The 12,950-nt window shown below is 28.2% G+C and carries 15 protein-coding genes and 1 pseudogene; 9 read left to right on the top strand and 7 right to left on the bottom strand.

The annotated features are described in order from the left end of the window. The first annotated feature begins 290 nt into the window (after window positions 1–290). The 9 genes from ABHQ57_RS11840 to ABHQ57_RS11800 all read left to right on the top strand — a co-directional run bounded on the left by ABHQ57_RS11840 (window position 291) and on the right by ABHQ57_RS11800 (window position 7,439). A complete protein-coding gene (locus ABHQ57_RS11840; protein WP_389863770.1) occupies window positions 291–572 on the top strand; it encodes a hypothetical protein in 282 nt (93 codons plus the stop codon). A gap of 255 nt (window positions 573–827) precedes the next feature. Then, entirely contained in the window at window positions 828–1,628 is an 801-nt protein-coding gene (locus ABHQ57_RS11835; protein ID WP_167714077.1) for an FRG domain-containing protein, read from the top strand. 88 nt (window positions 1,629–1,716) lie between these two features. After that, window positions 1,717–2,127, top strand: a complete 411-nt coding sequence (locus ABHQ57_RS11830) for a hypothetical protein (RefSeq protein ID WP_167714078.1) — start codon at window positions 1,717–1,719, stop codon at window positions 2,125–2,127. A 74-nt stretch (window positions 2,128–2,201) separates the two neighbouring features. Beyond that, on the top strand, window positions 2,202–2,714 hold the full coding sequence (locus ABHQ57_RS11825) for a hypothetical protein (RefSeq protein WP_167714079.1): 513 nt from the start codon (window positions 2,202–2,204) through the stop codon (window positions 2,712–2,714). A 34-nt stretch (window positions 2,715–2,748) separates the two neighbouring features. After that, window positions 2,749–3,288, top strand: coding sequence for an HD domain-containing protein (locus tag ABHQ57_RS11820; protein ID WP_167714080.1), 540 nt, complete (start codon window positions 2,749–2,751; stop codon window positions 3,286–3,288). A 254-nt stretch (window positions 3,289–3,542) separates the two neighbouring features. Continuing rightward, window positions 3,543–4,568: an OmpA family protein gene (locus tag ABHQ57_RS11815; protein WP_073183337.1), complete on the top strand. Its 1,026-nt coding sequence runs from the start codon at window positions 3,543–3,545 to the stop codon at window positions 4,566–4,568. Between the two features lie 361 nt (window positions 4,569–4,929). Further along, complete coding sequence (locus tag ABHQ57_RS11810) at window positions 4,930–5,949, top strand: SIR2 family protein (RefSeq protein WP_167714081.1); 1,020 nt, start codon at window positions 4,930–4,932, stop codon at window positions 5,947–5,949. Continuing rightward, entirely contained in the window at window positions 5,936–6,502 is a 567-nt protein-coding gene (locus tag ABHQ57_RS11805) for a hypothetical protein (protein ID WP_167714082.1), read from the top strand. The genes ABHQ57_RS11810 and ABHQ57_RS11805 overlap by 14 nt, the downstream gene beginning before the upstream one ends. 139 nt (window positions 6,503–6,641) lie before the next feature. Then, window positions 6,642–7,439 (top strand): HNH endonuclease, encoded by a 798-nt coding sequence (locus ABHQ57_RS11800; RefSeq protein ID WP_167714083.1) that lies wholly within the window; start codon window positions 6,642–6,644, stop codon window positions 7,437–7,439. A gap of 144 nt (window positions 7,440–7,583) precedes the next feature. Here ABHQ57_RS11800 and ABHQ57_RS11795 read toward each other — a convergent pair. The 7 genes and pseudogenes from ABHQ57_RS11795 to tssD all read right to left on the bottom strand — a co-directional run. After that, window positions 7,584–7,808 (bottom strand): annotated as a pseudogene (locus ABHQ57_RS11795) (DNA polymerase III subunit delta); the annotation flags it as partial. Between the two features lie 93 nt (window positions 7,809–7,901). Further along, on the bottom strand, window positions 7,902–8,474 hold the full coding sequence (locus tag ABHQ57_RS11790) for a hypothetical protein (RefSeq protein ID WP_167714084.1): 573 nt from the start codon (window positions 8,472–8,474) through the stop codon (window positions 7,902–7,904). A gap of 35 nt (window positions 8,475–8,509) precedes the next feature. Next, window positions 8,510–9,067 (bottom strand): hypothetical protein, encoded by a 558-nt coding sequence (locus ABHQ57_RS11785; RefSeq protein ID WP_167714085.1) that lies wholly within the window; start codon window positions 9,065–9,067, stop codon window positions 8,510–8,512. A 222-nt stretch (window positions 9,068–9,289) separates the two neighbouring features. Beyond that, entirely contained in the window at window positions 9,290–9,844 is a 555-nt protein-coding gene (locus ABHQ57_RS11780; protein WP_167714086.1) for a hypothetical protein, read from the bottom strand. 4 nt (window positions 9,845–9,848) lie between these two features. Further along, a complete protein-coding gene (locus tag ABHQ57_RS11775; protein ID WP_167714087.1) occupies window positions 9,849–10,235 on the bottom strand; it encodes a hypothetical protein in 387 nt (128 codons plus the stop codon). 14 nt (window positions 10,236–10,249) lie between these two features. Beyond that, the gene (locus ABHQ57_RS11770) at window positions 10,250–10,828 is read right to left on the bottom strand and encodes a hypothetical protein (RefSeq protein WP_167714088.1); all 579 of its coding nucleotides are present in this window, start codon (window positions 10,826–10,828) and stop codon (window positions 10,250–10,252) included. Window position 10,829: 1 nt separating this feature from the next. Further along, window positions 10,830–12,710: a type VI secretion system tube protein TssD gene (tssD, locus tag ABHQ57_RS11765; protein WP_167714089.1), complete on the bottom strand. Its 1,881-nt coding sequence runs from the start codon at window positions 12,708–12,710 to the stop codon at window positions 10,830–10,832. Window positions 12,711–12,950: the final 240 nt, after the last annotated feature.

Below are 12,950 nucleotides of genomic sequence, written 5' to 3'. Positions count from 1 at the left end.
CGTGTGTTGACCCGATAAAAAAGTTACACTTTTTTATCTTCCTTTTTTTATATTTGGATGAGTATAAATTGCTAAAACTTCTCCTTACTCTACCATTATAGGAATGTAATAGTGATTTTAGTACATATATAAACTAGTTGTAACAATGCGCTCCAATGAAATCTAAAAGAAAAAATTATAAACTTTGGTTTTACTCGAAAAAACATCTTGATGACATAGCAACTGAATTTCGTAATGAAAAACTAATTGGAGAATATTACTATGATTATGAGAATGTTTATGAATGGGTTATGGCTCAATCAATCGATTCGTCCTTTGAAATTAACATATCTAGGAAACATTCTTATTGGAGTAATTATGAAGAAGGAAGTATTGAACAACAAGCTGAAAACTTGAAAGAACCTATCACAATAATGCTAATGTTTGACTCTAAAGAACCGTCGGATATTGTTATAGAAGAAATAGCAAAACAAATTAACCTAATTATGGCTTGTTCTGTTTATCTAGGGACACAAAATTATTTAGGTGGAAATGATTATGAATATATCAAAACGAAAGAAATAATATATTAAGTGGATAAAAAAGCACAATACACAATAATATAGAACTGCAATTACGGCGTATTCAACTACGTAAGAATCCACTCGAAATTGCTAGCACCTATTCAAAACCAAAAATTAAAATATATTTAAACCAATAACTGACGGTTATACGAAAACGTTAGCTACAATTTAGACCAACCAATGAACGACATAAAACTTTCCGAACATATAAAAGAAAAATATCTTGATCCATTACAAAATTTTGAAATTAAAAATCTTCAAGATGTGAGTAATTTTCACGATAAGTTAATCAATGTTAGGGTTGAGTTAAAATTTAGTATTGGAATAGATGTAATGCCTCATTACAGAGGGGAACAATTTTATGGTTGGGACATTTTACCTGGAATTTTTAGACCACCATTTTCAACTGCAATTGACTTAACAAGAGCGCGTGATATTGAAAAAAGTGGAGCTGAACTTTTTAAGAAAAAAGTAACCGAGACATATGGAGACAAGCACTTATTTAAATATAGTAAAAAACCATATGGAGAAGATTGGGATTTGCTTTTTCAAGCACAGCACGCTGGAATTAAAACAAATTTGATTGACCTATCAACTTCAAGTGTTCATTCATCATTTTTTATGTCTGAACCTTCAACAAAACACGAAAAAAATGATGGACAACTTTGGGGATTATTAGTACCATTTGAATTTATTCTCAACGAAACGACTGATTATGACAAATTACTTTATCCAAACTATAATCCTTATGATTTAGACACATCATTTGTTTGTAATGTACCGACTTACATTGACAATATTAACCAAAGAACTTATCAATTTAGGTTATTTAGACAACACGGTAGATTATTCGCTTCCAATAATTCAGACTTATCAGTTCCTTTAAACAAAAAGGATTTTTGGAAAAATATGATGATTAGAATTAAAGTAAAAGCAGAAGACAAAAAAACAATCTATAATGAATTGAAAGAAATTGGAATTGATAAGGATAGATTGGTACTAACAGAAAAAGAAGATGCGACAAAAATGATTTGGGACATAAATGATGAAATGAAAAAACTGTAGCTAACAACAATAACCACAATTACGGCAGATTCAACTACGTCCAACTCCACTCAATATAACTAACAAAACATCAACTCAATCAAAACAAGTGAAAATAGACACAGATACACTACCTAAATGCTCATTAGAAGAGAAAAAAATTTCTTGGGGAGAGCCATATTTAGTTGTAACCCCAATATTTGACATGGTAATACCACAAGAATTATCTGATATTGAATTTTCTGTTGAAATATTTATAAAAAATAACTTCAGGAATCAACTATTAGAATTTCACAATGTTTTGATTAATTATGAAGAAAACAATCGGATTGAAAATTTCGAGGATACCATACCAGAACAGCTTCGTAAAGAAGTGTTAGTAAAAATCAAAAGCTTTCTTGACTCAGAAAAGAAGTTAACCCCTTGGGAGAAATACGATGAATATGGAAAAGAACTAGATTTTTTGTATAAGTTTGAAGAAGAGTTTAACCGAAAAATATTATTTATCAACCCGAAATAGAGCCACTTACAGTAATTATTATAAGTAATTGCTTGTTCTCAACTACTTTTTATCCTTTTGAACAATAATATACTATGCTAAAAAAACTCTTTCCTAAAAAGAAACTATCTGATATTTATTCTAATTACGAAAAAAATCTACGACAAGGGAAAGACTTTTTTGAGGGTATTTCTCTTAACAGGAAAAAATATAAAACTCAAGTTTTAAAACTATTTAGAGAAGCTATTGAAAACAAGGATAATGATAAACTTACCTTTTGTATTACTGTATGCTTTTATGATGGCACTGATAATGAGTATATAGATGTTTTTGAAGAAATTATTTTAGCTGAATGGCATGAAGAACATGAAAATATTGTTGATATAGTTAGAGGTTTTAAAGATGATAGGTTTACTGAGCCTCTAAAAGAAATTGTTGTAAAAGAAGAGATTTACAGAAAGTACGATGATGAAAACGAACCAACTTTAAGAAAATGTGTTCACGCATTGAAAGCTATAAACTCCCCTAAAAGCAATCAAATAATTAAGGAGTTAATAAACAGCAGAAATGAAAATGTAAGATATGCCTTAGAAAACTATAAAGATTAAACAAGTTGTAGCCAATTAATAGAAAACACCTCAAATGACACAAGAACTATATCAAAAAGCAATAAAGTTTGCTGGAGAAAAGCATAAAGATCAAAAAGTTCCTGGTACAAATTCCAACTATTTGCTACATATCTCTAACGTTGCTATGGAAATAATCTTAGCACATAATGCAGCTAACAATTTCGATTTGAATTATGCTGTTCAATTAGCGCTACTCCACGATACATTAGAAGATACTGATACTGACTTTTCGGAATTATTGAATAAGTTTGGAGAAAAAGTTGCTATTGGAGTTCAAGCATTAACTAAAAATAAAAATCTTGATTCTAAAAAAGAGAAAATGATAGATAGCTTGAACCGAATAAACAAACTTAAAAAAGAGGTTGGAATGGTAAAATTAGCAGACAGAATCACAAACCTTCAAGAACCACCAAAACATTGGAAAAAAGATAAAATTCAACACTATTTATCTGAAGCTATAGTAATTAATGAAACACTAAATAATAAGAATGAATATTTAAATAAAAGATTAGAAAATAAAATTGCTGAATACAAAAAGTATACTACTAAATAAGAATAACTTATTATTAAACTCTCCCGAGAAATAACTATAAAATTAATCTTTATAATGTTTAACTGCAGTAATAAACTCTTAATTACAAATATAACCTACTTTCAATCTCAAGAAGATGTAAGAAACTTCAAAAAACCACTAAAATAATTAATAACATTAAACTAAACTTAAAAATATTATATTTAACTCCATAATTAACAAGCACATAAAAGCTGTTATTAACAATTAGAAGCCAAACTTAAATAAGAATTACAATGAAAAGAATTTACTCAATCTGTTTGTTATCAATAATTACTTTAATTTCATGTAAAAATGAGAAAGAGACTACCAAAAACAACTTAGATGAAGTTGTTAATAATGAAGTTACAACCAAAGAAAAAAAAGAATTAAAGAATAACACTAAAAAATTTTCTTGGAAAAACATAGTTGAATCTAAAGTTGATATTGGTGCATACCCTTATATAACACCACCAAAAGGTATGTTAGTAAATAAAAATACTAGCAGCACAGAGTCTTATGATTTTCACAAACTTGAAATGTTTGACGGTAATTCATTTTTTGATATAGAAGGACGAGTAGATAAAATGGGAATTATGATGGATGGAAATCAAAAATGGAATCAATACTATTTTGATAAAAGTATTAAAGACTACTTAACAGCTATTGGCGCTCAACTTATTTTTGAAGGAAAAATACCTAATGAACTTGTAAATCAAAAAGGAGAAAGCGTAAACGATCGTTATACTTACTTTAATAATTTTTATGTTGGAGATGTTGTAAACCATCCTATTCGTATGTATGTATTAAAAACACCAACTAAAAAAATAGGAATTCAAATCTATTCTGATGTGGCTAATGCACAAATTGGAGTTGTGGAATCAAAAGAATTTGAACAAACAATAGAGAAAATAACTGCAGATAAAATCATAAATGAAATAAACACTAAAGGCTTTGCTACATTACATATTAATTTCGATACTGGCAAATCAAGAATTAAAGCTGACTCTTACGAAATAGTGAGTGAAATATCTAAAATGTTAAAAACAAATCCCAATTTAAAAATAAGTATTGAAGGACATACTGATAATGTGGGTAATGAAGGTTTTAATATGAAACTATCTAAAAACAGAGCCAAATCTGTTCTTATGTCACTCGTAGATGAAGGTATTGAAGAATCAAGACTAGAAAGTAAAGGCTTTGGGCACACGAAACCTATAGGTAATAACGCTACAGAAGAAGGAAAAGCACAAAATAGAAGAGTTGAACTAAGAAAAATTTAAAGAAATATCGTGTAAGCAGTATAAAAACTGCTGCTTACACAAAACACAAGATAATTCTATAGCCTTAATAATATCAGCGACCCGTGCCGTGGTGTCTGCGGAGCATGCCGTGATATCAGCGACCCGTGCAAGCTTTTATGGTAGCTAAAACTACTTTCGTTACCTAAAGAATTAAGCTTATGGGATTCCGTAAGAATATGTGCTTGTCTTTTTTTAGGTTCGTAGGAGTTGTATAATTAAATAACAATAACTCCTTGATAACTTTATTTTAGGTAAAGTATCTTTATACCTCCAAATAGGTTGCATAAGCGTACTAAAAGTAATTATATAAATAAGTTAGCCACCATTTAAAAAATAAACTTTGGAAGAAGAATTAAAAATACATCTAAATAAATTTGCCACATCACCTTTCCTATTTGTAGGGTCAGGAATTTCGAGAAGATATTTAGGCTTAGAAACTTGGGCAGACCTTCTTGGAAAAATTACAGATGAAATCGGAATGGCAAATAGTTTTAGATATTATTTATCTAAAGCAAATGGAGATTTACCAGAAGTTGCTTCAATTATAGCGGAAGAATTTTACGATTTGTGGTGGAAGGAGGAACGTTTTAAAGAGAGTCGTAAAGAATTTCAAGATAAAGTAAGAACTTCTCAATGCCCTTTTAAATTTGAAATCACGAAATATATAAGAAATAAAGGATTGACTAATATAAAAGAGCTTGAACATGAAATTAATCTATTTCGAAAAGTAAATATCGATGGCATTATAACCACAAACTGGGACTTGTTTTTAGAATCAATATTTCCAGATTTCAGTGTATTTATAGGACAAGAAAGTATACTGTTCCAAGATTATATTTCCGTAGGAGACGTGTACAAAATTCACGGATGTAGTTCTAATCCAAATTCGTTAGTTCTGACTTCAAGTGATTATGAAAATTTCAATAATAAAAACCCATATTTAGCAGCAAAGTTGTTAACTATTTTTATTGAGCAACCTATAATATTTTTAGGTTATAGTTTGAACGACCATAATATTCAAGAAATATTAAAATCAATAATAGCTTGCTTGAGTAGACATAACATTGATAAACTTAAAGATAGATTAATCTTTTGCGAATGGATTCCAGATGATGTTGAACCAACAATGATTGATAGTACTCTTTTGATTTCGGACACGGTGTTGCCAATAAAATTGATAAGATTAAATAACTTTAGTCCGTTATATACTGTGCTTGCAAATAACAAAAAGAGACTTCCAATAAAAATTCTGAGGAATATGAAAGATATGGTTTTTGATTTTGTAAAGTCAAATCAATCCAAATCTAAAGTCTTTGTAAGTGATGATTTAGATGAAATAGAAAATATTGAAAAAAGTTGAGTTTTTCTATGGTGTCGGAGTAAGAGATAAACTTTCAGAAGTAGGCTACACTGGCATCCATTTGAGAGATTTATTAAAAGATATCGTTTTAACTAATGATTGGAATGCTGAAAAAGTTTCGAAGAATGTAATTACCAATATTAAAGGAACATATATACCATATTTTAAATATTTAAGTGGTGGTGGTTTCTTAAATGAAGATGGTGAAATTCCAGAAGATGACAAAACATTGGAATTTAGTCCTGCCTTTATTGAAAAAGTAAATTCAATTCAGCAACAGAATTTTCATCCCGCACAAAATTATTCAAGAAAAGCTGAAGAAATTAATGATAAATATAAAAGCTTCGAAGAGCTAACAAAAAGAGAAGACTTTGCTCATATTTTATATTATACACCACTTTTGGAAACCGAAAAAATAAATCTTGAGCAGCTACATAATTTTTTGAAAGAGAATATTAACAATAAAACTTTAGGGAATACATATTTCAGAAAACTAATCTGCCTTTATGATTATTTAGCATATAAAAATGGTGGCTTACAATGTATAAAATAATAGCGGTTTAACTGCTAAAATAAAAATAAGTAAATATAAAAGAGGTCTGTGTTTAACAGAAAATGCTAGTACTATTAAATCCGCTACTTTTCTTATACAAGACCGGTATGCAATAACTAAATATTTTCGAAATTAACTAATGTCTGAACAAAATCCCAACCGAATAATTTTCAATACTGCTAAAAAAGTTTATGAAGGAAATCAAACAAAAAATGACGGAATAGATACACTTGTTAGAGAGCTTAATATGAATAGAGGTTCAGCGCAAATGATTATTGTTCAGATTTTTCCCAAGCTTTTAGATGGAGTCCAGTTTACGAGAACTCTAAGTGTTGATTTATTTAATAGCTTTCTAAAATTTATACTTGAGGATTACGGAACAGAACGATTGAAAAAATCTTTATCAGCTTTAAAGATGCATATTGCTTATATTAAAGAAAAAGGAGATGCGAAAATAAAATTGAGAAAAATCTATCAGCAATATTTAGACAACTTGTCAATATTTGATGACCCTTCAATGCCTGATGAAATTGAACAGACGGAAATCACTAACCATCTAAAAGATAAAACGAAAAATAATTTAATTAATGAACTCGAAAACTCTGAAAACGATAATTCTGAAAAAGTTACAATAAATCATAAAAGCTATAAGCGAAACAATAAGGTTATTGCATTAATAAAAATATTGCGGAATTTCGAATGTCAGATCTGCGGACAATTCATTTTAAAAAGAGATGGCTCAAGATATATTGAGGCTGCTCATATAATCCCTAAACATAAACAAGGAAAAGAAAATCCAGAAAATATAATTTTACTCTGTCCAAATCATCATAAGGAATTTGACTTCGGAAATCGGAATGTAATAAAACATACAAAGGATGAAATTGAGTTTGAATTAAACGGGAATCATCATTTATTATCATTATCTATAGAATAATCAATGAGAAAATTACTGCACACAACAAGGTGTATAATTAATTACGGTAGAATTTCCTAAACGAAACTCAATCTTATTAATTCTTTCCAAAATAACGAAAAACGACTAGTATACTTTTCCTGCAAAAAATCATACATAAACACGTTAATGCAACATCTTAAACAGTAATTCTTTTAAAATATCGGCATGGGTTTGGTTGGCTCCTATCCCTTTGCTTTTTACATCGGCATCACGTAACAAGGCAATAATTTGTGATACTTTTCGCATCGGGTAGTTACGGGCTGCGTTTACGTAGTCGTTTACAAAATAAGGGTTTACTCCTAAGTTTTTAGCAACCGAAGCTTTCGATTTGTCTTTTAATCCGTGGTATTAAAATTCATACGTAGAAAAACGATTACTTACTCTGTTAATAAACTTTTTAAGCATACTATGAATTAACAAGTAGATAATTAACTTCATTGATTAGTTAACCTTAATAGGTACTTTAATTCTTTTCTTCTTTCTATTATTATGTTCAAAAATTTTAAACCTTATGTAGAGAGTGTCTTTATTAAGAAGGTTTTTAATAGAAGATGAATACCTTTTTTTAAAGTCTTTGAATTTACCTAAAGAAATGGAATCATTTTTTAATTGTTTATTATCTAACCCTACAACTATTTTATTTGCTAATTCACTACCAGTAATAATATGCTTAGTAAGTATTAGAAAATTATTAGTTTCATCAAGCTTTAATTCTTTTTTCTTAAAGTTTTTGATGAGTATGAGACTATTATCTTTTTCGATTTCATATAGAGATATCACTTTACCTCTTTTTGAATTTTTGTAATTATACTGATAGTATAATAACTCTTTTTTTACATCATCATTAATAATGTTCAGAGATATAGGAAAACTTAATGCCCAAATAGTTTTTTTCTCTACATCATACCAAGCAATAACTTTATGTTTATTAGATACCTTACTTGTAACAGTAATTTCTTTAGTTGTTGTACAAGAAACTAATAAAAGTGTAAGTATAATATTTAAATACTTCATTTTTTGGTTAACCTTACTTTAATTATGAAGCATAATTACAAAACAGGGATTTTTAAAACTTTCATTTTCCCTTCTACTTTATACTTAATTCTTATCGAATCGTTTTTGAGAATATACTTATAATAATCTTCATTTTTTTCTTTAAATTTTTTAGCGTCCATTACACTATCAAATTTACTTCGCATCATATTTTTATACCTTGATAATTTTAATTGACTTAATGAATCATTATTAATTAAGTGTTGTGAATAAATTGAAAAAAAGTATGTTGTCTCATATTTTATTTCCTTTTTTAAAGAAAATGACTGCTTAACATCTATATTATTTACTGTTTCATAATATGGAGATACTAACCCCTTTTTATTAGAAGCATATTTATAGCTTACAGAATATATGTATATATCGTTTTTATACTTGCTTTTTAATTCAAACTTTATAGGTATTTGAATTCTTAAAAATTTATTATCGACTTTATCATACGATAATACTATTCTCTTAGCTGAAGGGACTTTTTTTACAGAAATAATCTCTTTTCCTGTTACACAACCTGTTAAAACAACTAAGAATAATATAATTATTTTTTGAAATTTCATGTATAGTAATTATTCTATTTCATAAATGTGTAGAAATGTTCTTAAAGCATCTACTCCCTTAGTTTTTGCTTTTTCAAATTTTTATTGCATTATTTGGTCAACCATAGCTTCTTGCTTTTCATGTTTAACTAAAGCTACATATCCTAAAAACTCAAGCCATAAACTAATACCTACTATGGGTCTTTTGGGTAAAAAAACGTTTTAACAAAAAATCAGGTACATTTAAAGGTGTATAGGTACTTTAATTCTTTCTTTATTTACCCCCTCAATTTCTTTAAATCTTAAATAAAGTGTATCCCCATCAATAAGGTTTTTTGTTATTCTGGGGAATTTTTTACTAAAACTATAAAAATTACCTATGAAAAGAGAATCAGCTTTAATTGATGTTGTATCTATTTTTGATAATATCCTTTTTGACTCATCTTTATCAATTATCAGATGTTTTGTGTAAAACAAAAATGATTTATTTTTTTGATTACTAAATTTTCTTTTTTTATAATTTTCTAATCTCACCAATTTTTCGTCACTGATGAAATACATTTTAATCACAGCACCTTCATCAGATTTTTTATATTTATATTGAAAATGATATAAAAATTTATTTCCACTACTTTTAATATTTAAATCAAAAGGTAAACTAATTGCCCATATTTTTTTACTCTCATTATCATACCATGCAATCACTTCAGAATCTTCACTTGGTTTACTTGTTATTTTAATATCTTTATTGGCACCACAGGAAATAAAAAAAATTAATATGATGTATAAATATTTCATAAGTTTATTTAAGGAAAATAGATTCAACAATTGTTTTTACCTGCACAGGATTGGTTTTATCATCTTCTCTAACAAGAAGCCTAATTCTCTTTTTTCCTGCTATACTACTATCATAATCTAAAACCTCTCTCATTGTTTTAAAATTACTTGTCAATAATTCAGTAAGGGTTTTACTTGCGATTGGCACTAAAATATAATCTGTTTCATAAACATGTAAAAATGTTCTTAAAGCATCTAATCCTTTTATTTTTGCTCTTTCAAGTTTTTCTTGCATTATTTGGTCAACTATAGCTTCTTGCTTTCCATGTTCAACTAAAGCTACATATCCTAAAAACTCAAGCCATAAACTAATACCTACTATAGGTGTTTTGGGTAAAAAACGTTTTAACAAAAAATCAGGTACGTTTAAAGTTTAATAGGGACTTTAATTCTTTTTGTAGATAGTTTACTTTTTTCATCCTCGTTGTTAAAGCTTAAGAACAAACTATCTTTTACCAATATATTTTCAGCTAAATCTGGTAATTTGTTTTTAAAATCATTAAAAAAGTCGAGTACTATAGAATCACTTTTAAACTCTCTATTTTTATAAGAGTGCAATATTTGGCCGGAATATTTCTTGTTTGTTATTAAATGTTTAGAATAAATAATGTATTTTTTCTTTGTACTAGGTGTTATTTTTTTTCTACTGAAATTCTTTTTCTTTTTTAATTTTCCATTTGCTTCTAACTCATACAAAAATGTATGTGTACCACTGTTTTTATCTGCATAAATATATTTATGAGATATGAACTCACGTGGTGTTAGAAAACTTTTATTTTCAACTTCTAAATATATAGGAACACTAAAAGCCCAAATATCTTTCTGCTCTTTATCATACCAAGCAATAACTTTATATTTATTAGACACTTTACTTGTAACAGCAATTTCTTTAGTTGTTGTACATGAAACTAATAGAAGTGTGAGTATAATATTTAAATACTTCATTTTATTTAGAGAAAAAAATTGATTCAATAATTGTTTTAGTTTGCACAGGATTGGTTTTATTATCCTTTTTTATTAAAAGTTCAATATTCCTTTCCCCTCTTGTTTTCGCATCAAAGTCAAGTAAATCATTTAATGTTTTAAAATTATTTGTTAATAATTTACCTAAAGTCTTGCTTGTTACTTTTCTTAATTCATAATCTGTTTCATAAACATGTAAAAATGTTCTTAAAGCATCTAGTCCTTTTATTTTTGCTCTTTCAAGTTTTTCTTGCATTATTTGGTCAACCATAGCTTCTTGCTTTTCATGTTCAACTAAAGCTACATATCCTAAAAACTCAAGCCATAAACTAATACCTACTATGGGAGTTTTGGGTAAAAAACGTTTTAACAAAAAATCAGGTACGTTTAAAGGTGTATCCGTTATTTCTTCTAAACTCATCGTAGAGAAATCAACCAAGCTAAATATTTTACTAAATGTTTCAGACGCATCTTCAGCACTCATTAATGGCCTTATACGTAATGTATTTAGTATTTCTACATTAGTACCATTAGTTGCAAAATAATGTGCTTGATTAGCTGCTGATTTTACAACACCGTTATCAAAACGTCTACCTCTTTTTACAATTACCTCTTTGTTAAATACTTCTTCAGTGTATTGGTAAATTTTTCTAGGCTTAGTATGTATTTTACCATTTGTATCTACCATAGTACCTTTGGCTAATTTCGCCAATGCAATGGTAGTTACTCTACTTTCAATAGCATTATTATAACCTGCTACAGCACTACTTACAAGCTTTTCAGCTTTCTTTTTAACTTTATCTTTAATCCTTGACTTAGCAATGTCCTCAACTTCATCAATTGTAGCTTCTTTAAGTTCAGCTAAAAACAAAGGGCTTCCATCGTTAGCGATAAGTTGTGGTAATTTACCTCCTGCAATAGAAGGTTTAAAAAACAGTGTTCGATCGCTAAAAGTTACATTAAGATAAAGCTTCTCCCTGTTAGGTAAGTTTTTGATTGTTTCTTTATAGCTAACCTTCCAATAAAGTTCAATATCGTAAGCTCTATCTTCTACAAGATTTTGTTCCCATTTTTGGTTAAGAAAAAGTTCAATAGTCGCCTTATTATTTCTTACGATAGCTTTTTTATGAACTTCTTTTTTGTTGAATTTATCGTCATCAGGATATAAATAGTCCCATAAAAATTTATCTAAATCATACAGCTTACAATCTATTTCTTCACCGTCATTAATATTCTTAGTTTCTATGTGAAAATAAACTGTATTACCAAGATTAGCTTTTTTTAGGTTTAATCTGTCATTTTTATTTTTAGTCCACCATCCACTAATTATTTGAGGTTTTTTTTCTGATTTATTAGTTTCTTTCGCTTTATAAGGCGTATCTTCTATAGGCGGTATAAAACTTTCTTGCCAAGGCTTTATATAACGAGTAGTGCTTTTTCTACGCCAGTCGGTACTATTATTAAAAAAACGATAGTCTTGCATCGCAGGCGATATGGTTAACGTAACCTGCATACCTTTTTGGTTATCAAAAGTTTCGTAATAATTTACAAGTACACCATCTTGAAAGTTGTATTGAAATAGCTCTACTCCATCAAACTCGTCTTTGTAAAAAACTATTTTACCGTCTCTTAACTGATAAAGATTAAAAGGATGACGTATTTTTTTATTACCTCTTCTATCTGATTTAATCCAATCAACAAAAGTATCATCGTACATTTCAGATTCAAAAGTTACTGAAATAGTTCCTCCTAATAAGGCTGAAGTAGGTTTACCATTCCAATCAGTAAGTCTGTTATAATTTAAGTTAGTAGTAAGCAATTCTCGTTCCTCACCACATATAAAAAGCTTTGCTTTTATGTTCATAGACGTATTTTTAGGGTGGTACAATTTTTGAGTTAAAGATATAAAACATCTTCAAAATCACACATTTAATATATTGATTTTTAAGTTTTTTACTGTAAAACACTGTCTTTTAACAAAAACCAATTTTATTTGTACGCAGCTTGTACCTGTGCACACTATTTTATGTACTTAAAAAGTCACTAAGTAGTACGTGTTTTTTTTCTCTTTTATTCTAGCAGTCATCTATTTCAATACATTTAA

The sequence above is a fragment of the Tenacibaculum sp. ZH5_bin.1 genome, from assembly GCF_042865525.1.
Taxonomy (GTDB): Bacteria; Bacteroidota; Bacteroidia; order Flavobacteriales; family Flavobacteriaceae; genus Polaribacter; species Polaribacter mesophilus.
The sequence above is the reverse complement of the archived record's forward strand: the minus strand, read 5'-3'. Positions and strand labels throughout refer to the sequence as shown.